27 protein-coding genes and 1 riboswitch are annotated in these 25,103 nt (G+C 40.8%); of the genes, 12 read left to right on the plus strand and 15 right to left on the minus strand.

Going from position 1 to position 25,103, the window contains the following annotated elements:
* Positions 1–61 precede the first annotated feature (61 nt).
* The 3 genes from ACIQYG_RS03145 to ACIQYG_RS03155 all read left to right on the plus strand — a co-directional run bounded on the left by ACIQYG_RS03145 (position 62) and on the right by ACIQYG_RS03155 (position 2,578).
* Complete coding sequence (locus tag ACIQYG_RS03145) at positions 62–1,645, plus strand: gamma-glutamyltransferase family protein (RefSeq protein WP_402835428.1); 1,584 nt, start codon at positions 62–64, stop codon at positions 1,643–1,645.
* Positions 1,646–1,714: 69 nt separating this feature from the next.
* Complete coding sequence (locus ACIQYG_RS03150; RefSeq protein WP_176474433.1) at positions 1,715–1,864, plus strand: CapE family protein; 150 nt, start codon at positions 1,715–1,717, stop codon at positions 1,862–1,864.
* 84 nt (positions 1,865–1,948) lie between these two features.
* Positions 1,949–2,578: a poly-gamma-glutamate hydrolase family protein gene (locus ACIQYG_RS03155; RefSeq protein WP_402835429.1), complete on the plus strand. Its 630-nt coding sequence runs from the start codon at positions 1,949–1,951 to the stop codon at positions 2,576–2,578.
* 5 nt (positions 2,579–2,583) lie between these two features.
* Here the strand turns inward: ACIQYG_RS03155 and ACIQYG_RS03160 are convergent, their stop codons facing one another.
* From ACIQYG_RS03160 to ACIQYG_RS03170, 3 genes are all read right to left on the minus strand, one after another.
* Positions 2,584–3,789 carry a C40 family peptidase gene (locus ACIQYG_RS03160; RefSeq protein ID WP_402835430.1) on the minus strand — a complete coding sequence of 402 codons (1,206 nt, stop codon included), beginning with the start codon at positions 3,787–3,789 and terminating at the stop codon, positions 2,584–2,586.
* A gap of 990 nt (positions 3,790–4,779) precedes the next feature.
* Positions 4,780–6,867 (minus strand): methyl-accepting chemotaxis protein, encoded by a 2,088-nt coding sequence (locus ACIQYG_RS03165; protein WP_402835431.1) that lies wholly within the window; start codon positions 6,865–6,867, stop codon positions 4,780–4,782.
* A 283-nt stretch (positions 6,868–7,150) separates the two neighbouring features.
* Positions 7,151–7,669, minus strand: a complete 519-nt coding sequence (locus tag ACIQYG_RS03170; protein ID WP_402835432.1) for a DJ-1/PfpI family protein — start codon at positions 7,667–7,669, stop codon at positions 7,151–7,153.
* Between the two features lie 134 nt (positions 7,670–7,803).
* On the opposite strand from ACIQYG_RS03170, the gene ACIQYG_RS03175 reads away from it, so the two are divergent.
* Together ACIQYG_RS03175 and ACIQYG_RS03180 are read left to right on the plus strand one after the other, a co-directional pair.
* Positions 7,804–8,199, plus strand: a complete 396-nt coding sequence (locus tag ACIQYG_RS03175) for a winged helix-turn-helix transcriptional regulator (protein ID WP_402835433.1) — start codon at positions 7,804–7,806, stop codon at positions 8,197–8,199.
* 84 nt (positions 8,200–8,283) lie between these two features.
* The gene (locus tag ACIQYG_RS03180; protein WP_402835434.1) at positions 8,284–8,472 is read left to right on the plus strand and encodes a hypothetical protein; all 189 of its coding nucleotides are present in this window, start codon (positions 8,284–8,286) and stop codon (positions 8,470–8,472) included.
* A gap of 75 nt (positions 8,473–8,547) precedes the next feature.
* On the opposite strand, the gene ACIQYG_RS03185 is transcribed toward ACIQYG_RS03180, so the two are convergent.
* The 5 genes from ACIQYG_RS03185 to ACIQYG_RS03205 all read right to left on the minus strand — a co-directional run bounded on the left by ACIQYG_RS03185 (position 8,548) and on the right by ACIQYG_RS03205 (position 12,338).
* Complete coding sequence (locus ACIQYG_RS03185; protein WP_402835435.1) at positions 8,548–8,745, minus strand: hypothetical protein; 198 nt, start codon at positions 8,743–8,745, stop codon at positions 8,548–8,550.
* A gap of 136 nt (positions 8,746–8,881) precedes the next feature.
* Positions 8,882–10,132, minus strand: coding sequence for an MFS transporter (locus tag ACIQYG_RS03190; RefSeq protein WP_402835436.1), 1,251 nt, complete (start codon positions 10,130–10,132; stop codon positions 8,882–8,884).
* 631 nt (positions 10,133–10,763) lie between these two features.
* A complete protein-coding gene (locus tag ACIQYG_RS03195; RefSeq protein ID WP_402835437.1) occupies positions 10,764–11,246 on the minus strand; it encodes an SRPBCC family protein in 483 nt (160 codons plus the stop codon).
* A 17-nt stretch (positions 11,247–11,263) separates the two neighbouring features.
* Positions 11,264–11,785 (minus strand): GNAT family N-acetyltransferase, encoded by a 522-nt coding sequence (locus tag ACIQYG_RS03200; RefSeq protein ID WP_402835438.1) that lies wholly within the window; start codon positions 11,783–11,785, stop codon positions 11,264–11,266.
* Positions 11,786–11,819: 34 nt separating this feature from the next.
* Positions 11,820–12,338, minus strand: a complete 519-nt coding sequence (locus ACIQYG_RS03205; RefSeq protein WP_402835439.1) for a YfiT family bacillithiol transferase — start codon at positions 12,336–12,338, stop codon at positions 11,820–11,822.
* A 235-nt stretch (positions 12,339–12,573) separates the two neighbouring features.
* Between ACIQYG_RS03205 and ACIQYG_RS03210 the strand changes: the two genes are divergently transcribed.
* The 4 genes from ACIQYG_RS03210 to ACIQYG_RS03225 all read left to right on the plus strand — a co-directional run bounded on the left by ACIQYG_RS03210 (position 12,574) and on the right by ACIQYG_RS03225 (position 17,057).
* Complete coding sequence (locus ACIQYG_RS03210) at positions 12,574–13,674, plus strand: endospore germination permease (RefSeq protein ID WP_402835440.1); 1,101 nt, start codon at positions 12,574–12,576, stop codon at positions 13,672–13,674.
* Positions 13,649–15,133: a spore germination protein gene (locus ACIQYG_RS03215; RefSeq protein ID WP_402835441.1), complete on the plus strand. Its 1,485-nt coding sequence runs from the start codon at positions 13,649–13,651 to the stop codon at positions 15,131–15,133. The genes ACIQYG_RS03210 and ACIQYG_RS03215 overlap by 26 nt, the downstream gene beginning before the upstream one ends.
* A 4-nt stretch (positions 15,134–15,137) precedes the next feature.
* Complete coding sequence (locus ACIQYG_RS03220; RefSeq protein WP_402835442.1) at positions 15,138–16,283, plus strand: Ger(x)C family spore germination protein; 1,146 nt, start codon at positions 15,138–15,140, stop codon at positions 16,281–16,283.
* Positions 16,284–16,619: 336 nt separating this feature from the next.
* The gene (locus ACIQYG_RS03225; RefSeq protein WP_402835443.1) at positions 16,620–17,057 is read left to right on the plus strand and encodes a GNAT family N-acetyltransferase; all 438 of its coding nucleotides are present in this window, start codon (positions 16,620–16,622) and stop codon (positions 17,055–17,057) included.
* Positions 17,058–17,118: 61 nt separating this feature from the next.
* Here the strand turns inward: ACIQYG_RS03225 and ACIQYG_RS03230 are convergent, their stop codons facing one another.
* Positions 17,119–17,403, minus strand: coding sequence for a transition state genes transcriptional regulator AbrB (locus ACIQYG_RS03230; RefSeq protein WP_402835444.1), 285 nt, complete (start codon positions 17,401–17,403; stop codon positions 17,119–17,121).
* Between the two features lie 501 nt (positions 17,404–17,904).
* On the opposite strand from ACIQYG_RS03230, the gene ACIQYG_RS03235 reads away from it, so the two are divergent.
* Positions 17,905–18,876 (plus strand): DMT family transporter, encoded by a 972-nt coding sequence (locus ACIQYG_RS03235; protein ID WP_402835445.1) that lies wholly within the window; start codon positions 17,905–17,907, stop codon positions 18,874–18,876.
* 69 nt (positions 18,877–18,945) lie between these two features.
* Here the strand turns inward: ACIQYG_RS03235 and ACIQYG_RS03240 are convergent, their stop codons facing one another.
* From ACIQYG_RS03240 to ACIQYG_RS03255, 4 genes are all read right to left on the minus strand, one after another.
* On the minus strand, positions 18,946–19,842 hold the full coding sequence (locus ACIQYG_RS03240; protein WP_402835446.1) for a sensor histidine kinase: 897 nt from the start codon (positions 19,840–19,842) through the stop codon (positions 18,946–18,948).
* Between the two features lie 18 nt (positions 19,843–19,860).
* Entirely contained in the window at positions 19,861–20,619 is a 759-nt protein-coding gene (locus ACIQYG_RS03245) for an ABC transporter permease (RefSeq protein ID WP_402835447.1), read from the minus strand.
* Positions 20,612–21,535 carry an ABC transporter ATP-binding protein gene (locus ACIQYG_RS03250; RefSeq protein ID WP_402835448.1) on the minus strand — a complete coding sequence of 308 codons (924 nt, stop codon included), beginning with the start codon at positions 21,533–21,535 and terminating at the stop codon, positions 20,612–20,614. The genes ACIQYG_RS03245 and ACIQYG_RS03250 overlap by 8 nt, the downstream gene beginning before the upstream one ends.
* An 80-nt stretch (positions 21,536–21,615) precedes the next feature.
* Positions 21,616–22,305, minus strand: coding sequence for a response regulator transcription factor (locus ACIQYG_RS03255; protein ID WP_063594493.1), 690 nt, complete (start codon positions 22,303–22,305; stop codon positions 21,616–21,618).
* 784 nt (positions 22,306–23,089) lie between these two features.
* Positions 23,090–23,190: riboswitch (guanidine-I (ykkC/yxkD leader) on the plus strand.
* 72 nt (positions 23,191–23,262) lie between these two features.
* Here ACIQYG_RS03255 and ACIQYG_RS03260 point away from each other — a divergent pair.
* Together ACIQYG_RS03260 and ACIQYG_RS03265 are read left to right on the plus strand one after the other, a co-directional pair.
* The gene (locus ACIQYG_RS03260; RefSeq protein WP_402835449.1) at positions 23,263–23,604 is read left to right on the plus strand and encodes a DMT family transporter; all 342 of its coding nucleotides are present in this window, start codon (positions 23,263–23,265) and stop codon (positions 23,602–23,604) included.
* Positions 23,604–23,918: a DMT family transporter gene (locus tag ACIQYG_RS03265; protein WP_402835450.1), complete on the plus strand. Its 315-nt coding sequence runs from the start codon at positions 23,604–23,606 to the stop codon at positions 23,916–23,918. Before ACIQYG_RS03260 ends, ACIQYG_RS03265 begins: the two co-directional genes overlap by 1 nt.
* Positions 23,919–24,013: 95 nt before the next feature.
* Here ACIQYG_RS03265 and ACIQYG_RS03270 read toward each other — a convergent pair whose 3' ends face one another.
* Positions 24,014–24,811, minus strand: coding sequence for a DUF817 domain-containing protein (locus ACIQYG_RS03270; protein ID WP_402835451.1), 798 nt, complete (start codon positions 24,809–24,811; stop codon positions 24,014–24,016).
* Positions 24,812–24,877: 66 nt separating this feature from the next.
* Complete coding sequence (locus ACIQYG_RS03275) at positions 24,878–25,099, minus strand: helix-turn-helix domain-containing protein (protein WP_402835452.1); 222 nt, start codon at positions 25,097–25,099, stop codon at positions 24,878–24,880.
* Between the last annotated feature and the right edge of the window lie 4 nt (positions 25,100–25,103).

Genomic DNA, 25,103 nt, shown 5'->3' on the forward strand with positions numbered 1-25,103 from the left:
ACTACTTTTAGAAGAATGAAGACACACAACTTAGAAGCTCAACGAAAAGGGGGAACAACCGATGATTAACCGTATGACGAGAAAAGTGCTCATATCCCTTAGCATACTCATATATATTGCTGGATGTTCGAAGACACCCCCTATTTCTGACACGAATGATCCGATAAAGAGTAATACGGAACAATCATATGGGGTCAGTTCTTCGAACCCAATCGCAATAGATGTCGGTATGGATATATTGAAAAACGGCGGAACGGCGGCGGATGCCGCCATTGCCGTATCTTATGTATTGGGTGTAGTTGAACCTTATGGATCTGGCGTGGGTGGCGGCGGCGGTATGCTGATTGCCCCTGAATCCGGCGATCCCGAGTTTATCGATTATCGTGAATCCTCTCCAGAAGACCCGAGTTCAAGACACGATACAGGGATTCCTGGCTTGGTGGCCGGCATGCAGGTTATTAGTGATAAGTATGGGAGCGTACCAATGGCAGATCTTCTTCAGCCGGCGATAGATTTGGCTGAAGGCGGATTTGAAGTCGACGAATCGTTATCATCACGCTTAAAAGCGGCTCAGCCAAGGATATCTTCCGATGCGACTTCACTTTTTTATCCTGATGGTGATGCCATTGAACCAGGCAAAACCCTCGTACAAGAAAGACTCGCTGAAACATTGAAGCAGATTCAAAAGGAAGGTCCTGAAGGTTTTTATAAAGGGGAAATTGCGCGGGATATTAAAAGAGAATCAGATATCGACTTGATGGATTTAAAGCGCTATGAGGTGAAAGAACGTAAGCCGGTCCAAGGAACATTTGCCGGTTATGATGTTTTTACCGCCCCTCCGCCCTTTTCAGGAATTACAGTTCTTGAAATGCTAAAGCTAGCCGAGGAAATGAACCTGGGTGATTCTTCAAGCAAATCAGCTTCTATGAAAGTCTTGGGGGGCATCACGGATACTGCTTATCAAGATCGGACCGCCCATGTTGGAGATGGAATAAGTCACTCCAAGGCGGAAAAATTGCTCTCCCCCATTCATTTGGATAATCTTAAAAATAAGATCAAAAGTGAAAAATGGGAAGATAAAGAATCGAATGGTTCCGAAGAACATGAAAGTACGACACACTTTGTGATAATGGACAAGAATGGCACTGTCGTTTCCGCAACAAATACGCTCAGTAACTTTTTCGGATCTGGGGATTATACGAATGGATTTTTCCTTAACGATCAATTGAAAAATTTCCGGTCCGGCCTGAACTCTCAAGAGGCATATAAACGGTCAAGAACTTTCACCGCTCCGACCATTCTCAAGAAACCAGGGCGGGAATCGATTGGGATCGGCTCACCAGGCGGTGATAGGATTCCACAAGTATTGATGCAGGTTCTTTATTCTTATACAGAAAATGAAGGCTCATTACAGGATATCGTCGACCGTAATCGGTTCGTCTTTGATGGAAAGAAGATTTATACAGAATCCAGGCTTTCGGATGAGATAATATCCGACTTGGAAGATTCAGGATATGAAGTCATTCAGAAGATTTCCCCCATGTATTATGGCGGGGTTCAAGCACTCGTTAAAAACGAGAAAAGTGGACAAATATCCGGAGCTGGGGATAAAAGAAGAAATGGAAGCTGGAAAGCTCAGCAATAAACAGGCCGTCCAGTTCCTCCTTTTCTAAATATCATATGAATTTTAGCGATGTATAAGGGGATTTTGAATATGAATATCGTAAAAAAAATAACAAGCTGGGTTATACCTGTTCTTCTTGTAGCGGCCCTGCTTGTGACAATGAATACGTTTAAACGGACAGAAACGTTAACACCCGACGAGCAAAAGAAAATAGAACAATATACGACTGTCGAAGAATAAAAAAAGCTGGGGCATCCCCGCTTTTTTTATTTTGCCGTCAACGGGTATGGAAGATTAAATACACTGCAGATACGGAGGATAACCATGATTGAAAATAGCTATACTGATTTTTTTGAACTACAGGAAAATGAACAAGAATACCTTGATTACCGCATCATCGTTCATCACAGGAATCCTTATATTGCAGTTCTAGCCATTCATGGCGGGAATATCGAACCAGGTACGAGCGAAGTTGCAGCCGCACTTGGAGAGAGACTTTGTGCAAGCACCTACCTATTCGAAGGCCTAAAACCAAGGGGCAACCAGGTCCTCCATATAACATCCCGCTTGTTCAATGAACCGAACGGCGTTTCAATGGCAGCGAACGCTCAGACCGCCCTTTCGATCCATGGCCACTACGACGTACATAATGCGCTGGTTTACATTGGCGGAAGGAACGAACGATATAAGAACCTTATTCAGCAATGCCTCAACAAAGCTGGATTCCAAACTGAACATGCACCGCAGCACCTTTCAGGCATGAGCGGAAACAACATCACCAACACATCCAAAACGGGTGCAGGCGTGCAATTGGAACTTTCCACAAAGCTTAGAAAAAGCTTTTTCAAAGGGGATGACTTTACCAGTAAGAACAGGGTCAATCACTGTGATCTGTTTAAACGGTTCGTTACTGCCATTGAAAAAGCGACGCTTGCATATAAACAGGCTGAATGACCTTCTTATTCGATGAGGCTTTCAGCTTGACCGAAGCTTTCGAATTTCTCGGCAAAATAACCTGACGAAAGGTTGGAAATATGAACGCCGGTGTTTTCCGTTGTATTGAGAAAACGGCCATCACCCAGATAAATTCCTACATGGGTCACACCTAGCCTTGTTCCTGTGTCCCTAAAAAATACCAAATCCCCTGCTTTTGGATTTTCGATTTTGGGCACCAATGAGAAGTAATCCGCTGCGGAATCTCGTTTTACAGATAGGCCCTGCTCCTTCATGACCCAATAAATGAAGCCGCTGCAATCCATTCCGGTCATTGGATCTTCTCCCCCGAAAACATAGGTGAATCCGCGTAAAGTATATGCATACTTGATGACATCATATGCTTTATCATATGCAGCCTCCTGGTTTACATAAAACGGATATAACGGGTTGCTGTATAGTTGAAGATACTGCCCTTGCATCAACTCATCCGTCCTTAAAGCGTTACGGCTTTTGATCGTACTCATGGAAATGCTGTAATTCTCCGATATACTATTAAGCGTTTCTCCCGCTTGGACGATATGCTCTCCTTTAGGCGTGTATGTTTTGTACGCCACTTGGTATTTTGCAAAGTAATCTTCTGTAGTGGATCTCACCTGAACCGTTTCTGCACCATATCCAGAATTGACAAATTGGTTTTCGCCGACATAAATACCCGCAGTCACGACTTTTAAGCTGTCTTTTTCCAGAAAGAATATAATATCCCCTGTTTTCGGAGTGTCTGTATCCATCCCTTGCTTATAAAAACCATCTACTGTCAAACGGTCGACCGCCACATTTTGCCGGGAAAGCACCCAATGAATCAATCCGCTCGAATCAAATCCTTTTTCAGGCGTCTCCTCTCCAGCTGTCTTTTTAAACCCTATAAAAGATTTCGCATAGTTTGCAATTTTTTTACCTCTCTCCGACCATTGATAGATGGAAGGAGTATACGCCGTTTGAATGATTGTCAACTTTTGGCCCGCAAATAACTTTTCATCCGGTAAACCATTCGTTTTCATCAATTGCTCAGCCGATATATCATATGTCTTGGCAATCGATTCTACCGTCTCGCCAGTAAGTACAGTATGCACAGGATCTGCTGCCTCGGCCTTTAAGCCGGCTAAAAAAGTGAAACTAACCATGAATACCAATGTAAGTATCATACAGCTTATTATTTTTCCATTAAACATTTTAACCCTTCCTTTATACGCTGAAATATTTTTATTTATTTACGATGTTCAAGTAAATTCCATCATATGAATCTTCTATCCTATCACCCACTCAAATAAATGAGCCTTAGTACTCACCACAGCGATATTATCGGTAAAAATAATGAAACCTTTAGCCTGTTTTTGTAAAAAAACCATCAGTCCGATTCAATAAAACACCTTAAACGTAAATCATTATTCCTATGCCGCTAGAGAGTTTTATTGTTTTGTGCAGAATGGGTAAAGGTAGATTAGAGGAATCCCGGATATAAATGACAGATAAAGCCCTGCAGGCAATTAAAAATATGCAGCATAGTTTGGGAGGGGAAACGTATTTGAGGTTTGGCATAAACAGAACACATTTAGTTTGGCAAGCTCAAAAAATGAGCACGAGGATATTCTCGTTTTACATGATATAAAAATTTTGATCGACCCATCGGACTCCCACAGAACAAACGGAAATTGATTACGAAGGCGATGGATTTTTGATTAGGAGCCTGAATCCATTGGTATCACCCATCATCTAGCAGAAGTAAATAAGGGGAAAGCTAAATGGCATTCCCCTCGTTTCTATGAATCTATCGCATAAAATAATGTGCAAGCTTCTAAATACATTATCCATTGGCTGTCGTTAACCAATCCAATCGTCCACGTTTTCCATCTAGGCAGGCTCCATAGGATCATTATTCTAGTTTCAGATTGAATCTTTGGACATGCAGCATTGGAAATAACAAAAACTGCTGTCCATTGAACAACATTAGAATATCCGTGCTACTTGTCCCATTCCTATATATTATTCCCCTTCGTAAAAAAAGCATGGACAATTGACCCGTTCCTCTAAATTGTACTTTTGTACTTCTATTGATTTTGTCCACTAAAGAGGGATACCCCGTTCAACTATTCACCCTTCAAAAATGGCAATCTAACAAAAAAGGGAAACCACTGTAATGGCCTCCCTTTTTGCAACGCTTGTTATTCCCTATTCTCTATCTGGAATTCCCCCAGCGTATGCTCCAAATCATTTATTAACTGTGTAAGCTGCTGTGTATATTGAGCAAGTTCATTGGATGAAGCAGCTTGTTCCTCCATCGATGATGCAATTTCTTCTGATGAAGCTGTCGTTTGCTGCGATACGGCGGTGATTTCTTCTATCACTTTAATAACCGTTTCTTTTTGTTGATTGATGCTTTCAATGGATCGTGTTTCTTCCTGAATCGAATTGGATATTTTCCCGACGGACTCCTCCAGCTCTTTCATGGCTTCACTTACCGTGTTCACGGCATTTTTCTGGTCCTTGCTGATTTGATTCGTTTCATTGGTCGTTTTCAGCAATTCCTCTGTATCTGACAGAATGCTTTGGATGATTGCTTGGATGTTTTTTGTAGCTTCCTTTGAATCATCAGCCAAACTCCTTACTTCATTCGCCACGACAGCAAAACCTTTGCCGGACTCGCCTGCCCTTGCAGCTTCTATAGATGCATTCAAAGATAACAAATTGGTTTGTTCCGATATTTTCGAAATGGCATTCGTGACATCGGAAATGGTTTTTGATTTTTCCACTAGTCTTAAGCTCATGCTGGTGACTGCAGAAAACGCCATTTCTAATTTAGAGTATGACGCTTCCAAACCACTTACCTCTTGTTTCCCTGACTCTATTTTTTCAGATGCAAGTTCCAATACGGATTGGGTTTCCTTCGATTTTTTTGATAACCCATCGATTTCTCCACTAAGGACCTGGATCGTGCCCGCACCATGCTCCACTTGTTCAGATTGATTCGATGCACCCGCTGCAATCTCTTCTATCGCGCGTGAAACATCTGTAATGGCCGCACTATTTTCAGCAGCTATTTGGCATAAACCGGCATTGGCATTTGTCACCGATTCCGCATTGCCGTTTACCTTCTCAACCAATCTTCTTAGTTTCCCAAGCATCGAGTTATAGCTTTTGCTTAAGTCCCCAATCTCATCATTGGATTTAATGGCAAATTCGGTCACTAAATCCCCATTCGCCGTCTTTTCTATGATTTTTTGGAAGTCGGCCATGATTTTCGTTAACTTTCCTGCTAGATAAAGAGCACATACCATCCCGAGTAAGAGACCTAAAATACCTGATATCACTACGATTCTATTAATGCCATCCAGCTTGGATTGCAATATTTTGTCCGGAGTGAGCGCCAACACCTTCCAGTTCACTTCAGGGACCGTACTCAATTCACCTGTATAATCTTCACCATCCAACGTCAAGGATTGATTCGCCTTGTCGCCCCCATTATACATGTCGGTCACCCACTTGAACTCTGAATTGAATCGGTCAGTGTCCGTCATGAAATCCTCCACACCTTCTTCCAGGCCGCTTTTGTCAGGATTCATATTCTTCCCGTCCATATCCTTCATGAATGAACTCACGATAAAACCTTGTGAATCCAATATCACCAGATTGCTGGTAGAACCCTTTTCGATGGTTGACCTCATTTTCCCGATTGTCGCAAGGTCGATATCATAACCAAGGGCCCCTGCCATTTTCCCGTCCGATAAAACGGGCGTGACAACGGAAGTCATGATCATTCCCGAAACTCCATCCTTATACACATCCATCCATTTCGTTTCTGGTCTTTCGGTCAGCTGCGTATAAGTCTTAGTCTCCCTAGCATCCTGATTGAAATCCATTTGGGGCGAAGCATACAAGGAACCATCCGATCCATCCATATAATAAACGGAAATTAAATCCTCATTGTTCTTTTGAAAAGCCTCTAACGTTTTTTGGATATCCTTGATTGAATCACCCTTCTTTATCTGATTGGAAACCAGCTGTGATAATTGCTCTAGCGAATTTTCATACGTTGCCATGCTCAAATTGATTTGTACCGCTGCATTTTGGGCCGAGCTTTTGTTGATGGACGTACTATCTTCTTTAAAAATGGAAGTCACCTTTACCCCCATTATCGAAACGGATACGACTATCGCGAGAAAAATGGATGTACATATAAATAGTAACCATTTTATCCGGAGCGATATCCTTCTCTTTACTTTTTCTTTCTTGTCAATCGATGAACTTCCCATCAATAATTTCCCCCTTTTATTTGACCTGTAAATACTCTCGCTAACATGTGTGAAAACAAAGATTCAATCTATACTCAAAATCGATCCTTCCTAAATTACGATTACTTACTTTATTTTTCCACATAAACATACTATAGACCTATACACCCCTTGTCAATCACCAACGAATGATAAATTTATGGGTCTAAAGTTCGCATTCCTTTTTCAAATAAAAAAACCCTTGGATTGTATAGAATCCAAGGGTTTCACATGGGGAATATTAGGGTCAGCAGTAAAATAAGATTTAGCGTAACGCTGCGGCTAAGCTTTCTCCGAATTCTTTTGCGCCATCCGGACCATCACCTGTTATGATATCATCATGCGCAACGACATGCTGTTTTGCATATTCAACGGAATTGGCTTTCAATTCGTCAATTTGAACATCAACTGGGTAACAAGCAGCTTTACGTCCAGAAAGTAAACCCGTTTTCGCTACAGTAACAGAACCTGCACAAATTCCCGTTACAAGAACTTTTTGCTCATGCGCCTGTTTCAAAAAACTTTGCAATTCTTGGTTACCCCATAGATGATCGTTCGTACCCGATCCCCCAATCACTGCAACTGCATCATAATCACTGGCTGAAACTTCAGAAAAGATCACCTCTGCCAAAGCCTTGCCTTGAAAGTCACCTGTTATTTCACCTGTTTTCGTACTAGCTATCGTTACTGCCACTCCTGCATTTTCCAATACTTCTTTCGGCTGAAATAATTCATCTTCATTAAAACGTTCTGGTGGTATAATTAGTAATGCTTTTTTACTCATATATATTGCCTCCTGAATTGAATTGTCTGATCTACTCAAATTGTAACGCTGGTAATCGGCGCTGTGAAGAATGCACTTTAATGTGCGGAGGTTACCTTAAGGTTACTGGTAAAATAAAAAAGGAGCTAATGTCCATGTCAGAAACATTAAGAGATGAAATCAAAGAAAAGATCCTAAACGGCTATTATAATTGCGAAAAGGAACTTACTTTATCCATATTCAGCGGCAAATGGAAAATCGTCATTCTATGGCATCTAGGTGTAGAAGGCCCACACAGATTCAGTGAACTTCAAAGGCTTTTCCCGAAAATATCCCATAAAATCTTAACGAATCAGTTACGTGAACTAATGGAAGACGGCATCGTCCATCGGGAGGTATATCCCGAGATCCCTCCAAAAGTCGAATATTCGATGACTGACCTTGGAATGACCTTGCTGCCGATCGTTGAAATGATGTATGAGTGGGGAAAAAACAGGATGAATCAAATTAAACAAGAAATGCCTGTCAGTGAAAATGATGCGAATAAATAATGCCTGACCCGAAAAAACGAAGCCAATTGTAAAATGTGAACGTTGCCTCCAGGCACTCGCTTTCCACAGGCGGTCTTGGCGCCTGTGAGGTCTCCCTTGGAGCGCTTTTCTAAGCAGCATCCGCTCCAAATCAACTTTGTTTGCGACACTCCTGCCGAAAAACTGGCTGGACGAGACACCGCAGGCGCTTGCTTTGATGCGGCTTGGCAGACAGCCGGCGGAAAGGGAGCGGATTTCTGTAATCGGCTGGAACATTTTTCAAATAAAAACTAGACCGAAATTAGAATATCTCGGTCTAGTTAATTCGAAGCTGATCCTTTTCATGAAAAGGAAAGGTGATAACTCATTTTACTTTTTACGAGGCTTGGTGAATTGCTGACCAATTGCACCTATTATTAATATGATGATCGAAATGAGACTGTAGTCCTTAAAAAAGGTCGTAAATGGAATTTCCAGAAATAAGAACGCCATCGTAATCAATCGTCCTATAAGTAGAATCATTCCGATAACTACCATCCAATTAAATAGTTTTCCCAAAAAATCCATCTTTTCCTCCTTTGCCAATCAAATGATGACTTTCATGGTATCATCTTTCTACAAGAATAAATAACGTGCATGCTGAAAAAATCCAATTCCCTTCAGGCTCCATGACCTTCATCTTGACATGGCGTTCCGTGTACCATTACTCGGAAGCATCTTTGGAAATCGGTTTTCCGGCTTCGATCAACACTTTACTGCCCAGTAGGAAAAAACCTTGAATGAACAGCAATAAACCAGTTCCTATAAGCAGCCATTCTATTTTAATGATGTCGGATATCGGGCCGAATACAAGCATTCCCAGGGGCATCATTGAAGTCGAGATCATTCCTAAAACACCAAATACCCTCCCAAGAAGATCACCCTCGACCTTCTCCTGTAACAAGACCGTGGACGGCGTATTAAAGATGGGCATCGCCAATCCTACTACCCCCATGATGATCAAGTAAATCCAAAAAACGGGGATGATTCCAAGTGCGAAAGTACAGGCACCAATTATAAGGCTTGCAAGTGTCATCGTATGGATCTTGTTTTTAAAGCCTCCCCAGGAAGCCATGAAAATCCCGCCTAGCATCATACCGATGGCAAAGGTGATTTCTATCGCAGTCAACCGCCAAACATCGTTCCCGAAAGAACGTGTGACCTGAAGCGGTGTAAGAAATGCAACAGGTGCGGCAAGCACGAAGAAAAATGCGAAAAACATAAAGAACTTCTTAAGAAAGTCGTGATTCCTGATATAATTGAATCCTTCTTGCAAATCGGTGAAATAGCTGGTTGTTTGCTTTTGTAATGCCTTAGCATGTGCTGGAATTTTCAAAAATGCCAGCAATGTGAAGATGGCAATTGCAGCTGTAATCACATCAATGAAGAAAATGGTTTCGATTGAAGCCATGGTGAGCAGCGCGCCGCTCACCATGGGGGAAACGAGCATCACTAGCGCTTGAATGCTTCCATTTGTCCCGTTCACCTTCGTAAGCTTATCCTCTGGCACGAGTTGCGGAAGAATGGCCCCGACTGCTGGAGTCTGGATTCCAGTTCCGATCGCCCGGACAGCGGACATGACGAAAAGCAGCCAAAGCTCATCGTAGCCGATTAGAAACAAGATGGCCAATATCAGCGTTGAAATGGCAATCAATGAATCCGAAAGAATGATCAGCAATTTCCGATTATAGCGGTCTGCCCATACCCCCGCGATGGGGGAGAGTATAAAGGTGGGCACGAAACCACAAACGATGGATATCGTCATCATGACACCCGACTGTGTATTCAACGTGATATACCACATGATGGCATACTGAACCAAGGACGAACCAAAGAGGGATATCGTCTGACTGCCTAGAAAAAGAGTGATATTCTTTTTCCAATTGTCCTTTACTTGTTCATTTAATGATTTCATCTCTTAAACACCTCATTCTATTTTCAATATTTTTTCTTAATGCCCTAAAAAAAAACACAGGCTATCTGCCTGTGTTTAGAGTAAATGGATCAGAACCTATCTAAAGAAACCTGAGTGGATGACTATTTTCACGATAAAAAATTAATCTCCCACTGGCCTTCGGTTTGGTCAATACAATGGAGAATCAACCACTTTACATATATCCAAAATGACCCCTTGGATAGGTAAGTAATTCTCCCCTTAATCATTCTTCTATTTTAAAGTCAACTGGAATCGTGAAAACCTTTGATCACAAAGGTTGCCCCGGCTTCAGCTGGACAGTAAAAAAAGAGGTTGAAATCGTCCCTTTTCCCACAAAATCTTAAAATGAAGGTTCCCTTAAAAATAGACAGACCATTCCCATTTACCCTGCGGACATGCAGAGCTCTTGAACGTATTCAATTAACGGTTCAAAGATTGGAAACGCAGTCTGATAAATGTCACAAGGAAAACCTCCATTTCTTAAAAGTTAAAGTCATCTTAACATGGTATCAACTGGAATATCAATAAAAAACTTCCTTCATGGCAAAGCATCACTTCGGCTTTGTTCTTCCGCTTCCTTATGTATCCAGATGAATGTCACATATTCCATTTAATCCATTCGTTTGACGGCGGCCGTATATTCCTTATGCCATTTCTCCCATTCATCCATTGGGAAATCCTGACGATGACCATCAAGTAAATCACTAAACATATCAAGGCAAATATGCCAGCCTGCCAAATCTTTTGCTGTATGATCATTAACTGGCGTGATGGATTCTTTCAATACTAATGAGCATCCATCCTTTTTAGGGGATACCTCGAAACGAACCCAGCCGTCCCCCCATTCAAAATCTAAAACGGCAGATTCTTGGAAGTCCCTGATCTTCATATCAAAAGATTTCCCTGACCCATCATTGAAATTGAATTTTATGGTCCCGTCTTTTCTAAGGTCCTTCATTTCCAGGTTGGACATCCACTTTTCCAGCTTATCATTCTCCGTTAATGCACCCCATACCTTTTCCACCGAATGATTGAGCAGGCGATCGAATCTTGCGATTATCCCATTACCTTCTTTTTCGATTACAGCTTGCACTAGGATTCCCCCCCCATTCAATTCGTTACCCGATCTGATTTTTTATAATAAAAAATGGTCGGATGGAATTCACCATTGGCAGATTTCGCATAATCAGGAATCCTGCCTGCCTGAATATATCCCAATGAAGTATACAGGGAGTTAGAAGGATCCCCTTCCCTTGTATCCAGGACCAATAATGTCCGTCCCTCTTGCTTGGCCCTCTTCTCAGCCTCTAACATGAGTGAACGTCCTATGCCGTTTCTTCTATAACCAGTATGCGTCATTAATTTTGCGATTTCCGCACGATGGCCGCCGTTTTGCTTTGAACTTAAATGTAGCTGCACGCTCCCGACTATCTCACCCTGTAATTTAGCGACAAACAGAATCACATCAGGATTTATGGCACTACCCCAGTAATCAATGGCCTCAGACTGTTTCATGGGAGGTAAAAAACCTATGGACGCGCCATCATCCACCACTTGTACCAAAAGGTCGCAAAGTTCATTAAGATGGGATTCGATTGATGTTAATTGTACGATTTTCACATCGGCATTCACAGTAATCACAACCTTTCAGAAGATATAATCATATTCACCATCCCTGGCGCTTTGATAAAGAAGTAATATGAGCCAGATGATGTCGTCCGTGCCAAGCATAAATGCCTATATTTTCACCGACAGTCACCTTTCCTGAATCAGGATGGATGAATGTTCGGCTTAGGTCATCCGCATGAAGGCCCGATAAAAGTTTATACATTCGGATATGTATACTTTCGAGCAGTGATAGAGAAACTTCAATCGGCAAACCATAATCAGGCAGCTCAGCCCATTGCCCCTCCTCGTACGGTTTAATGACAGGACTTTCTTCCGTAAGGGCCAATTTGAAGCGAATATACGCATTCATATGACTATCAGCAACATGATGCACCACCTGGCGGACCGTCCATCCTCCAGGCCGATAAGCCGTATCAAGCTTTTCATCATCCATGTTACCTACCGCTTCACGCAGCATCCGAGGCAAAGCTTTAATCTCGTTGAGCCACCCCTCGGCTACAGCACTAGTAATTTCCCCGTCAAACTGAAACTTTCCAATCGGGTATCTTAAATCCATCTTCATTCCCCCTGATGATCAATAAAAAATGCATCTATATATATTCTTTATCGATTAAGACAAATCCTTTTTGCCCGTATACTTTGCCTTGCTCTCCTGGCTTATCATTAACCATCAGGAAATTTAATCCATATCATTAGCACGTATACTATTTCCACATTTAGCAACCATAAACAAATGAATGGCATGTGCATCAATCCAATCTTTAAACAATGGAAATGGGGATAGGATCACCTTGAAGAAAATCAGTTCGATACAAACCCTTAGCATCTTCTTTTTATCAATCGGCCTTCTTAATCACGTTATTTTGATCCCTTTCCTCCTATCCACTGGCGGAAGGGATGCTTGGTTTTTTTCTAGCCTAAATATTGGATTGATACCGATTTGGGTCTACATATTATCGAGAATAATCAAGAATATGGATAATCAATCCCTGACGGATTGGCTTGAAAATAGATTTGGAAAACACATTAAAAATATCGCTTTATTCTTTATCGTGATTTATCTGATCAGCCTTGTTTTGGCCACTACAAAGGAAACGATTGATTGGATAACTACAAGCTTTCTTTTTGAAACCCCAAGTTTAGCGATTATCATTCCGTTTACGCTGCTATGCATTTTTCTTGCCCATTCGGGCATGCGTTCCATAGCCATTTGCTCTTCTGTATTATTGCCGATTGTCGTCATTCTTGGCATTTTCGTTGCGACAGGAAATATACCGACAAAAGACTACAGCCACCTCCTTCCCCTTTTCGAGAATGGCTATTTTCATGGCATTAAAACCCTTCAATATTCTGGTTATGGCCTTGCCGAACTGATTTTAATCGTTTTTTTTCAAGAAAAACTTTCGGATCAGCTCAATCTAAAGGTATTAGTATTCTTATGCCTCGGACTAATGTTTTTACTTCTTGGCCCATTAACAGCAGCACTCGCCGAATTCGGGCCGAACTTAGCCGAAGCTATGAGGTACCCCGCCTATGAACAATGGCGTCTGCTGACAATTGGTAAATATATTGAACATACAGACTTCTTTTCCATTTACCAATGGCTTGCTGGTGCCTATATCCGCGTTTCACTGGCGTTATTCTTAATAATGGAAGTCTTTAAAGGAAAAACTAATAATATGAAGCTTGGAATTCTTTTCGCTGTAGGCTTTCTTATGGTCGTCATCTCCATCGTACCATTCAGTAATTTCAAGTTCTTGCATGTAAGCCAGACATTCTACTATCCTGGCGCTTTTTATTTCCTGTTACTTCTGTCCGCCTTTTTGTTTATCGGCACTTTCATCAGATCTAAGGAGGGTAAGCAACATGCGAATGAAACGATCCAAAAATGAGCCACCCCTCTCAGAATTAACGGAGGAGACATTTCGGGAGTTATTCAGTTCAAGCTCAGATATCATGTTTGACACGATTTATATCGGAGAAACCGAAAGACCCATTCCTGTCCTTATTTTTTATTGCTCGGGTATGGCCGACATCAGTTTACTAAACGAGGGTATTTTGGAAAAGTTAAACAAAATGATGGAGTTGGGTGAGAGTATCGATGCTGAAGAATCAATCAACAAGTTAAAACCCTTGATAGACCTCAGGAAAGTAACCATCGATAGTGAATTCAATAGCGTCCAACAACTGATTTTCTCTGGGTATGCCTTATTATTCATACCCTCAGTCCAACAGTTATTTTCAATAGAATTGTCCAACGTGCCGAACCGGCAGCCCGAGGAGTCTTCTTTTGAGGTCTCGGTAAGAGGTCCAAGAGATGGGTTTGTCGAAGACATATCCATCAATACTGCTTTAATCAGAAAGCGGCTAAAAACAAAATCGCTCGCCTATGAAGACTTTATCGTTGGCAGGCGCAGTCAAACGAAAGTCGGACTGATGTACATGGATGACATCATCAATAAAGAACTCATTAAAAATGTAAGATCGAAAATCAACTCCCTTGATATAGATATATTGGTGAGCAGCCAACAATTGGAGGAATTGATCACTAACAGTAAATATAGTATATTTCCACTCACTCATTATACGAGTCGCCCTGATTTTGTAGTCGAAGCACTCAATCAAGGAAGATTCATACTAATCGTGGACGGCATGCCAACGATAATCGTGGCCCCTTCTACCTTACTATTGCAAATAAAAACCGCAGAAGATTCGAATCTTCCTTATCTATTTGTAAGCCTTGAGCGACTTCTTCGCTTTATGGGGCTTGGCATTACCGTTTTATTGCCGGGGTTTTGGATATCCCTTTCCGCTTTCAATATTGAACAGGTGCCGTTCCCGTTACTAGCCACCATAACCCTTTCAAGGCTGGGACTTCCCTTATCTGCCACGATGGAATTCATTCTCATGCTCGTTTTATTTGAATTATTCCGTGAATCCGGGGTCAGGTTACCTAAAGCGGTTGGGCAGACAGTTGCCGTTGTAGGAGGCCTAATTGTCGGTGATGCGGCGATAAGGGCTGGACTGACTTCACAAACCATGCTTGTGGTCACTGCCGTAACCTCAGTTGCATCTTATACACTTGTAAACCAGTCTTTAACAGGTGCCGTTACCGTTCTGCGAATGTTTGTGCTGTTACTAAGCTGCATTTATGGAATCTACGGCTTGATAATCGGTTTCCTTTCCATTGTCACTTTACTATCCAGGCTTGATTCATTCGGGGTTTCATATATTGGCGGAATGAACCCGCCAAGGATCACAAAAACCCTGTATTCATTCATAAAGGTGCCATGGAATTCCATGAGCAAACGATCCATGGCAGCTAATGATAAGACCAGAAAGGGGCAGTAAGGCCATGTTCCGCATCTGTAAAATTTGGTTGACCCTACATTTAATCCTATTACTTTCAGGCTGTTGGGATGAAAAAACGATCCAGGACTTTCATTATATAACGGCCATCGGGATAGATTTCAAAGATGGGGAATACATAGTTTATACCCAACTTGTAGACTTCGCTGCGGTAGCTAAAACGGAGGCAAAGCCGACGCAAGCCCCTCCCGTATATGTAGGGAAACAAAAAGGACGATCCATTTCGATCGCCATTAATAAACTAATGCGCAATACTCAACAGTCTCTCTATATAGGGCATGTATCCACATTTGTAATCAGTGAAAATGTTTTGAACCGGCAAAGCGCAGAAATAGTGGATTATATATACAGAAACCAATTACTCAGATACTCAGCCAATATCTTTGCCACAAAAAATTCCATGGAACAGCTTTTCTCCATTAACGGCTTTTTTAATTTGTCACCTTTATACACGACATTATATTTTCCGGATGATGTATACCGGATTAGATCATTCATCCAACCCATTACGGTCCAAAGGTATTATTCTTCCCAGCAGGAAAAAGCATCTACAACCATATTACCCTCCATTTCCTGGAACGATAAAGTTTGGAAGGAAAAAGATAAAAAGCGAAAAAGCCTCTATATGGATGGTGCATTTACCATTTACAATAAAGTGTCCCAGCCCTGGTTCTCTGAAAAAGAACTGAGCGGTGTACGCTGGTTCACTAAAAGGACCAACAAAACTCCAGTGAACATCACCATGAATAAGCAAGACATCTATGCCTCTTTTTCCCATCCGGCTCATAAAGTAAAACCTGTTCTCAAGGATGGCAAGTACAAATTCGATATTGAAATTGACGTATCCGGCAAAATACTGGGGCTTGATACCCAAATCGATATCGGGAAAATAAAACGTAAATTCGAAAGCCAAATAAAAAAGGAAATCCTATCAACGTTTAAAACAGGGCTCCAAAAGAACGCAGACCCTTTAAACCTAGGCAAAACCCTTTATATCAAAGAAACAAAATACTGGCAAAAGAATCAGATAAAAGAGCCTAAGGATTATTTAGATAAGAATTCAATACATGATATAAACGTAAAGGTACATATCCTTAACACAGGTGCTTTAGAAGCCAAACCACTGCAGTAATGAAGAAAAGAGGATTTGGTTTGGAATTTATAGTGCCCAATATTATTTGATAATGTTAGATTCACGAGTAAATCACCCAAATTCACGAGTATTTGCTTCAAACTCACGAGTAAACGCCTTATATGTGAGTTTGCTGCTGCATCCATGGATAAACGCTTCTATCTCATGGGGTTGCTGTTAATCTCAGGTTTAATAGCCCTCTACATGTTGAAAAAACCAGGATGGTGCCTTTTGAGCTCCATCCTGGTTTTTTGGACTGGAAAATGTAGCCCGGAATTGTCGGATTGCATGATTAAATGGTAAATTTAGAGTATTCTAACATTTGGGGGTCCATTTATGAGCATACAGAAGGCAACATTACATGAGCTGGAATCACTGACGGAACTTTTTGATTTATACAGAGTGTTTTATGAGCAAACCTCTGATCTCGGTCGTGCAAGGGATTTTTTAAGGGAAAGGCTGACAAATGGGGAGTCTGTGGTTTTTATGGCCTTTGATGAAGGAAATCCAATTGGTTTTGTACAATTATATCCTTCTTTTTCGTCTGTGAGTATGATGCGGTCATGGGTATTGAATGATTTATTCGTGAAGGAGTCCGCCCGCAAAAAGGGTTTTGGCGAGGAGTTATTGAACGCGGCCATCGCTTTTGCACGCGAAACAGGTGCTAAAGGGGTTTCACTGGAGACAGGCAAGGATAATGTAAAAGCACAGAAACTTTATGAAAAGATTGGCTTCGCCCGTGAAACGAATCATTTTTATTATTTCACCATTTAATAAAAAAAAAGTGTAGGGAAAACCTTCCCTACACTTGGATGCTATTTATCTAGTATATCAATTATTTAGCAGATGCCATGCTGGCTTGAATTTCTTTAATTAGAAGTTCGGCACCTTCAGGGCTAAGTATTAATTTACCTTCAGCAAGTTTCATATTGTCATCGGAAACTTCACCTGTAACCTGACAAGTCATGTTTGGTTTATATTTTTGAAGGATGATGCGCTCTTGTTCTACATAAATCTCTAGAGCGTCTTTCTCATTAATTCCTAATGTTCGGCGTAGTTCAATTGGAATGACTACCCGCCCTAATTCGTCAACTTTACGTACAATACCTGTAGATTTCATTTAATTTACCCCACTAACTTTCTTGCGAATGTTGCATTTATTTATTTCGTCACCATTCGACATTATTTGCACTTCTATTAAGATACCACTACCTACCATATTCGTCAATTCTCGTATCTTCATATATTATCTGCCTCTATATGATTTCTATATAAAACATTAGTAATTCCTTCATAACACGCGTCATGACAACGTTTCTCGTCATTTAGTTGGTACATATTGTTAATTTGGATACTAAAATGGAAACGCCTACATTCAATTCCAACAAGCATTCTTTTCATTTCATGTCGAATCATGGAGAATGAATTTCACGAGCCTAAAAGAATCCTGTTGATTTTCTTTTGCTTTTGAAGGACAATTTAAATTGATCGCTTATAATATTCCGAAAATTCATTCCGCTTTTGAAACAGTGGATATATCTGAAATTTTTTTCAGAAAGCCGAAACGATTGCCATCCTTCCAGAGTCTTACTGACTCATAAAACAGATTGAGGTGAGTCAATTGCGTCCGATAATAATAGGTATTTGTTCTGCTTTCTTTTTTGCATTTACGTTTGTATTAAATCAGGCCATGGAGTTGTCTGGCGGAAGTTGGATTTGGAGTGCTTCGCTGCGTTATATCTTTATGGTGCCATTTCTGTTGTGTATCGTATTGAGCAGAAAAAACCTGCGTCCCCTTTTACAAGTGATGAGAGAAAAGCCGGGTCCTTGGCTGCTTTGGAGTTTTGTCGGATTTGGGTTATTTTATGCTCCTTTATGCTTTGCGTCCGCCTACTCACCTGGCTGGCTGATCGCCGGCACTTGGCAAATCACGATCATTTCAGGTGCTTTACTTGCGCCGCTGTTTTTTGAAAATGTCCAAACGAAAGATGGGATCGAAAGGCAAAGAGGCAAGGTTTCCGTGAAAGGCCTCCTCATGTCCATGATCATTCTGCTTGGGATCATCCTGATGCAACTGGAACATACCAAACACATTTCAATGGCCAATCTTTGGCTGGGAGTTATTCCAATCGTCATCGCTTCGTTTGCATACCCTTTGGGAAATCGCAAAATGATGGAAGTATCCGAAGGACGTTTGGATGCTTATCAGCGGGTTTTGGGAATGACTTTGGCGAGTCTGCCATTCTGGTTTTTGCTTTCCTTGTACGGTTTCTTTACAGTAGGTGCGCCGACGAAGATGCAGAGTTTTCAATCCCTTTTGGTGGCACTATTTTCTGGAGTCATCGCCACAGTCCTTTTTTTCAAGGCGACCGATTTGGTACGCGGAAATATGCAGAAATTAGCTTCAGTTGAAGCTACACAATCGATGGAAGTCCTTTTTGCCCTTGCTGGTGAATTACTATTCCTATCTTTACCGATTCCTTCTCCGTTATCGTGGTTTGGCATCTTTATCGTCATCATGGGAATGATCCTGCATAGCTATGTATCACATAAAAAAGAAGGTCCATCCCGGAAACGGACAGTGAGTGCCTAAATAGCAAGTCAAAAAGCCCCGGATAAGGTTTCGGGGCTTTTTTGATCTGAAAACAGAACCTGATTACGTTCATTTTTTCCATTGACAGGTCATGATAAATTGATGATTTTTTAGAGTGGCAAAAAGCTCACCATTCATTTTTTTCATTAAACTTTTTGCAATGGATAACCCTAGTCCCATTCCTTTTTTAGTTCTTGCTGTATCCCCTGTATAAAACCTATCAAAGATTCTCTCAACATCTTGTTCAGTCATCACATCTGTTTTGTTACGAATAGTAAAGACAATGGAAGATGATTCTTCCTTTAATGATATCTCTACCGCACCACTTGCATGTTTAAGAACATTACTCACTAAATTTTCAACAACTCTTATTACTGCTGATGGATCTGCATATAACATTATCTCTTCATCAGGCATGTCGATATCCACTTGTAACTGTCGCTCATGAAACGCATCATAGTAGTTCATGAGCACTTCCCAAATACTCTGATTAAGATGGAATGTTTGAAATTGCAGCTCATAGTCCATGGATTCCACTATAGATAATTCGAAAAATTCATTGAGCAAATCTTGTAATCTTTTCGTTCGCCTTTTGACAATTCCAATATACTCTGCTCTTTCATCTAAAGTTAAGTGCTCATCTTCCAACAGCTGAATATAACCTAAAATGGAAGTTAGTGGCGTTCGCAAATCATGCGACATATTGGCAATCGCCTGCTTCAATGTCTCTTCCGTTCGCTTTTGTTCCACCTTCATCTCCATCATGGAATCAAAATAGCCATTGATTTCCACCGCCAGTTTTTCGATATCCCGATCAAAATATTCAATATCCAATTTCTTTTCTGTATATCGATAACGATAAGCTTGAAGCTGTTTCGTCATTCTTTTCATTTCTCGCTTCATGGAAAAAAGCCGAAAGAGAAAAACAATCGCTATGAACATACATAGTGCTGTTAAATGGATCATTTGCCTCCCCCTTTTTTCTTACTTGATTTCTTTGCGGGAAAATACAAAGCAGCATCCTATTGCACATACGGCAAAAGTTAAAATTGGAACAATAAGCATCGTAAATAACTCTGTTTGTTCAAGTATGGCATTAGGGATATCTTTTGTTAATTTAATGATGCTATGATCATATATCGTTTGAATGATGGGGGAGTTTTTCGAGAATATTGAAAATGCAACCTCCAGTCCGAAAGTGAACACAAATAAAAATGAAATGGTCTTTCCACTATCTGTAAAGATGAGTCCTATGAGTGTCATAAACGAAGCAAATGCCGCCCCATACAAAGCAAGAAATCCTATCATTGGAACAATACTTTCCATTACGGACATATTAGGGAATAAATGCGACCCTGATCCAAAAAATACAGTGGACACTATCCAAAGGACAAGTGGGAATAAGATAGAAATAATGATTGCACCGATCGTGAAGACTGACAGTTTTGCAAGAACGATTTCCATTCTTTTATTTCCACCGGATATCATATTTTTCATCACACCTGTTGAATAATCACTTGAAATAAAAAATCCAGCCAAAATACACGGGGCATATTTCAATACAAGTTCATTCTGATTAATAAACGCTATCACAACGTCTATTCCTTTCATCTCTCCACTAGTACCCCTAACCAGCATCTCACTGGGAGCAAGAATTCCTATTAATATAATGGTTAATGTAATAGCCCAGAAGGAGCGATCATGTTTTAGCTTATACAATTCCGCTTTTATAAGATTATTCATCGTTGCCGCCCCCAATAAGCTTTGTAAAGTATTCTTCTAAATCTTCCCCCATTGGCATAAACTGCTCAATCACTGCCCCATTCACTGCTAATGTTGTGGAAACAAGGCCTGGTTCACCTACATACTTATATAATTTGATGACTCCATCAGGCATTACTTCAAATTCTTTCGTACCTAATTCTTCTTCCAGCACTGCTACTCCTTGATGTGGCTTGTCTACTTTTATGTGTAAATAATGCTGACATTTTTCTTGTAAATCTTTCGCTGTTAACTCCTCTAATAATTTCCCATCGTGAATGATTCCATAATGAGTTGCCAATAAATTCAATTCGCTTAAGATATGACTGGAAATAAGAATCGTAATTCCTTTCTCACGGTTTAACTTTAATAGCAACTCACGGATTTCGACTACTCCCATTGGATCTAAGCCGTTTATCGGTTCATCCAAAATAAGAAATTCAGGCTCTGACAGCAACGCCATCGCCAGTCCTAACCTTTGTTTCATACCTAATGAAAAATTTCTCGTTTTTTTCTTTCCTGTATGCTGCAGCCCTACAAGCGCTAACGTTTTTTCGATGCATTCTTTTCCGGGAATGCCTCTTTGCACTCGATGGACTTCCAGGTTTTGCTTAGCAGTCATATGAGGAAATAAAGCTGGCCCTTCAATAATGGTTCCGACTCTTTTTCTTGCTTCAATCAATTTTTTTGGATCGATTTCGCCAAATAGTTCAATGCTTCCCTCACTTGCAAAGGCTAATCCTGCCACAAGTTTAATGAAGGTTGACTTCCCTGCTCCATTTTGACCAATGAAGCCATATATGGCACCTTTTTTGATAGATAGATTCACGTTATTTAATGCAGTGGTATGTTTATATTTTTTTGATAAACCGGATGTCCTTAATATATATTCGCTCATTTTTTTCCTCCCTTATCTGTGATTCATCATAAAATGAAAATCATAAGGGATTATAAAGAAAACCTTAAGAAAACCTTAAGTTATTTTAAGCGATATCCCATTCCCCAAATGGTTTCAATATACTCTTCATTTGGGCTCGCTTTAGCCAATTTACTTCTCAGATTACTCATATGGACGTTCACCGTATTCTCATCCCTTAAATAATCATCTCCCCAAACCGCTTCAAACACATTTGCTTTTGAAAATATTTTTTGAGGATAGGAAATAAGTAATTCTAAAATGGCGTACTCTCTTGCCGTTAGTATTACCTTCAAGTCATTTACGATAACTATTTTCGTATCAGTATCCACTGTAATGCCTCTATACGTAAGCTGGTTCTTTTCCTCTATTCTTTTCATGGTTGAAGATCTTCTTAAATGGGCATCTATTCTTGCCATTACTTCTTCAATATCAAATGGCTTCGTAATGAAGTCATCTGCCCCTGCACGCAAACCATTTATTTTCGTTTGCTGTTCTCCTTTTGCGGAAATAATCAAAACAGGGACATGATGATGCTCCCTGATTTTACGAAGAACTTCCTCCCCGTCCATTCCTGGCAGCATTAAATCCAACAACACCATATCCCATTTCTTCTTCTCTACGTACAATATTGCTTCCGTCCCTGAAAATGCCGGCTGAGGGACATATCCACTTTTTTTCATCATATTGCAAAGCAATCCACTAATATCATTATCATCTTCAACAATTAAAATATGTACCTGTTTCTCCATAAGAGCCACCTACTTTCCCACTGCAATCTATTTTATATTAGCATTCTTTGTAAAGGTCCGAAAAATTGATCTGGATCCCCTCGCATATTCCTCATCCGTTTACACTAACATATCTATTCTTTCATTATATCGATGTTCGTTACCTGGCAAAACATAAACTGGAAGATATTGTTTTTAAAAACCGTTCAGTTGTTTCAGATTCCTCTCCGCGCACTCGGCTAGTCAGTTTGTTGTCGCAAATTTTTAAACCAATGAGGGTTGCATAAAAACAATATAAAATCATGAAGAATAACCTAGTCCATTTTATAATCATGGTTCGGGAAGAGGCCATTCCGAACCCCTCCGGACTATATTCAAATTCGAAGAAAAGCCAGTTTGCCTATAGTGACTCCTGCGGGAAAAGCGTGTCCAAGGGAGACCCCGCAGGCGAGCGCCGAGGGCGGAACGCCCGCGGAAAGTGAGTGCCTGGGAAATCAACGATCAGATTAACAAACCCTCAAAAAACGTTCCAATGATTTCATTCCATATATATAAGTGAAAATTCATGAAGGATTACCAAGTCTTGCTTTAAGATCATGTCCCTCGATAAAATTGACGCAGTGCAACTCACTGCACTCTGCTGTATTCAGATGAAGTGCATTTTTTTGATGTTATGTTTAATCTCCCAAGCTGCAAACGTTCCGGCACATATCCGGATATGAGGCTAAAATCGGCATGGCACTTGGCAAAACTTTTACCTTGAGTAAGTTCAAAAAGTATGTATAATGAAAAGTAATTGCATATGTCAAAGGTTTTCTAGGGTTCCGCAGTGCGTCTTATTACTGGTCTGGTCCGAGAGAAAACTCACAGCATGCTGTGTCACGGAAGGATAAAAGCCTGGGAGAAACTGTTTAACGGTTATCTCTTGGGCTTTTTTTGTTTTTTTGTAAAGAAATAAAATCGGAGGTGCGTTATTTCATGAACACAAACTGGATTAAAGTATTCATTGCAGCTTTTTTTGAAGTATTTTGGGTGATTGGCTTAAAACATGCAGATGACTATTGGACTTGGTCTGGAACGGTCATTTCGATCATCATCAGTTTTTACTTGATGATAATGGCTGGCAGGAAGCTTCCTGTCGGAACGGTATATGCCGTTTTTGTCGGGATGGGTACAGCCGGGACCGTTTTTTCCGAAATCATTTTGTTTGGCGAATCCTTCAAGCTGAGCAAAACGCTATTGATCCTCCTCTTATTATCAGGGGTGATCGGCTTGAAGCTAGTGACGGATGATAAGGCGGAGAAAGGGGATGAATCATAATGGCTTGGGTCTCTTTAATCTTTGCGGGGCTATTTGAGATGTTTGGGGTTGCGATGATAAATAAATTGCACAAAGACCGGAATTGGCAATCCTTGCTGCTGTTATTCATCGGATTTGGAGCAAGTTTCCTTTTTCTTGCTTATGCCATGAAAACCTTGCCGATGGGGACGGCTTACGCGATCTGGACAGGGATCGGCGCATCAGGCGGAGCGATAATCGGGATGCTCTTATACGGGGAATCCAAAGATTGGCGCAGGGTCGTTTTTATAGCCATGGTCCTTGGCGCAGCAGTGGGATTAAAACTTGTTTCATAGGAATGATATAAAAGCATAGAGAAAAACAAAGACGGCACAATTTAGATATATCCCCTCAATGTGTCGTCTTTACTTATTTATTTTCTTGCGTGAAATCATTTTATGAAAATTGAACCAGCATCCATCACAGCGGAATCTTTCCCCTTAACCTGTTTTAGCGTCGCTACTATAAGAAAGCTGACAATCACTAATAAGAGCCATGAGCTTACCTTTCCTAGATGAACGAGACTCCATGCATCGGTTTGGTTTGGATATTCCCAAGCTCCAAAGAACGTTGCGATATTTTCGGCTATCCATATAAAAAATCCGATGAGTACAAAAGAAAGTGCAATTGGCATACGATAACGAGTTCCACCAACTTCGTATGTGACCCATGCCCGCCAAAAGACGATGATGACAAGTCCAGATAACCACCAACGAACATCAATCCAATAATGGTGGGTGAAAAAATTCAAATAAATCGCAGCTGCAAGAGGGACAACGACAAAAAACGGCGGCCACTTGACCAGTTCAACCTTTAACCTCCTCCACGCCTGGCAAAGGTAACTCGCTACACTTGCGTACATGAATCCGCTATATAGAGGCACCCCAAAAATCTTGAAATACCCTTCCTCTGGGTATGTCCAGGAGCCCATGTGTACCTTGAAAAGTTCAAGAGCAAGTCCAATAAGGTGGAACAATGTGATGACCTTTAGTTCATCCCGTGTTTCAAGCCCGGAACGCAGCATCCACCACTGCATGAGAAGGCAGATGATGAGCAGCCAGTCATACCGTGGCAAAAAGGGAAGCGGCATGAATTTTGTCAAAGCCAAAGAGGCAAAAATAACGGCAGGAAACAAGCATGATAGGGCCTGCTCCCAACCAAAACGAATGAGTTGTTTTAGTGCTCTCATGATTGTTGCCTCCATTTTTTTTGGTTAAATTCATGAGTAACTCCCATTTGATGAAACCTTTCTTTTTCAATCTTGGGTGTCTTCATCATTTCTGTATTCTAAAATATCTCCGGGTTGACATTCTAAAGCCTTACAAATCGCATCCAAAGTTGTTAATCGAATCGCTTTTGCCTTGCCGTTTTTCAATATGGAAAGATTAGCCATCGTTATTCCAACCCTCTCGGAAAGTTCTGTAACACTCATTTTCCTTTTAGCCAGCATCACATCAATATTGATTATAATTGCCAAGTTA

Origin of the sequence: Peribacillus sp. NPDC096622 (assembly GCF_044762665.1) — a bacterium.
GTDB classification, from domain to species: domain Bacteria; phylum Bacillota; class Bacilli; order Bacillales; family DSM-1321; genus Peribacillus; species Peribacillus frigoritolerans_B.

Bases quoted from the DNA above. Each gene is read 5' to 3' on its own strand.
- ACIQYG_RS03145 (WP_402835428.1), top strand. From the start codon at position 62: ATGATTAACCGTATGACGAGAAAAGTGCTCATATCCCTTAGCATACTC.
- ACIQYG_RS03150 (WP_176474433.1), top strand. From the start codon at position 1,715: ATGAATATCGTAAAAAAAATAACAAGCTGGGTTATACCTGTTCTTCTT.
- ACIQYG_RS03155 (WP_402835429.1), top strand. From the start codon at position 1,949: ATGATTGAAAATAGCTATACTGATTTTTTTGAACTACAGGAAAATGAA.
- ACIQYG_RS03160 (WP_402835430.1), bottom strand. From the start codon at position 3,789: ATGTTTAATGGAAAAATAATAAGCTGTATGATACTTACATTGGTATTC.
- ACIQYG_RS03165 (WP_402835431.1), bottom strand. From the start codon at position 6,867: ATGGGAAGTTCATCGATTGACAAGAAAGAAAAAGTAAAGAGAAGGATA.
- ACIQYG_RS03170 (WP_402835432.1), bottom strand. From the start codon at position 7,669: ATGAGTAAAAAAGCATTACTAATTATACCACCAGAACGTTTTAATGAA.
- ACIQYG_RS03175 (WP_402835433.1), top strand. From the start codon at position 7,804: ATGTCAGAAACATTAAGAGATGAAATCAAAGAAAAGATCCTAAACGGC.
- ACIQYG_RS03185 (WP_402835435.1), bottom strand. From the start codon at position 8,745: ATGGATTTTTTGGGAAAACTATTTAATTGGATGGTAGTTATCGGAATG.
- ACIQYG_RS03190 (WP_402835436.1), bottom strand. From the start codon at position 10,132: ATGAAATCATTAAATGAACAAGTAAAGGACAATTGGAAAAAGAATATC.
- ACIQYG_RS03205 (WP_402835439.1), bottom strand. From the start codon at position 12,338: ATGGATTTAAGATACCCGATTGGAAAGTTTCAGTTTGACGGGGAAATT.
- ACIQYG_RS03215 (WP_402835441.1), top strand. From the start codon at position 13,649: ATGCGAATGAAACGATCCAAAAATGAGCCACCCCTCTCAGAATTAACG.
- ACIQYG_RS03220 (WP_402835442.1), top strand. From the start codon at position 15,138: ATGTTCCGCATCTGTAAAATTTGGTTGACCCTACATTTAATCCTATTA.
- ACIQYG_RS03225 (WP_402835443.1), top strand. From the start codon at position 16,620: ATGAGCATACAGAAGGCAACATTACATGAGCTGGAATCACTGACGGAA.
- ACIQYG_RS03230 (WP_402835444.1), bottom strand. From the start codon at position 17,403: ATGAAATCTACAGGTATTGTACGTAAAGTTGACGAATTAGGGCGGGTA.
- ACIQYG_RS03240 (WP_402835446.1), bottom strand. From the start codon at position 19,842: ATGATCCATTTAACAGCACTATGTATGTTCATAGCGATTGTTTTTCTC.
- ACIQYG_RS03245 (WP_402835447.1), bottom strand. From the start codon at position 20,619: ATGAATAATCTTATAAAAGCGGAATTGTATAAGCTAAAACATGATCGC.
- ACIQYG_RS03250 (WP_402835448.1), bottom strand. From the start codon at position 21,535: ATGAGCGAATATATATTAAGGACATCCGGTTTATCAAAAAAATATAAA.
- ACIQYG_RS03255 (WP_063594493.1), bottom strand. From the start codon at position 22,305: ATGGAGAAACAGGTACATATTTTAATTGTTGAAGATGATAATGATATT.
- ACIQYG_RS03260 (WP_402835449.1), top strand. From the start codon at position 23,263: ATGAACACAAACTGGATTAAAGTATTCATTGCAGCTTTTTTTGAAGTA.
- ACIQYG_RS03265 (WP_402835450.1), top strand. From the start codon at position 23,604: ATGGCTTGGGTCTCTTTAATCTTTGCGGGGCTATTTGAGATGTTTGGG.
- ACIQYG_RS03270 (WP_402835451.1), bottom strand. From the start codon at position 24,811: ATGAGAGCACTAAAACAACTCATTCGTTTTGGTTGGGAGCAGGCCCTA.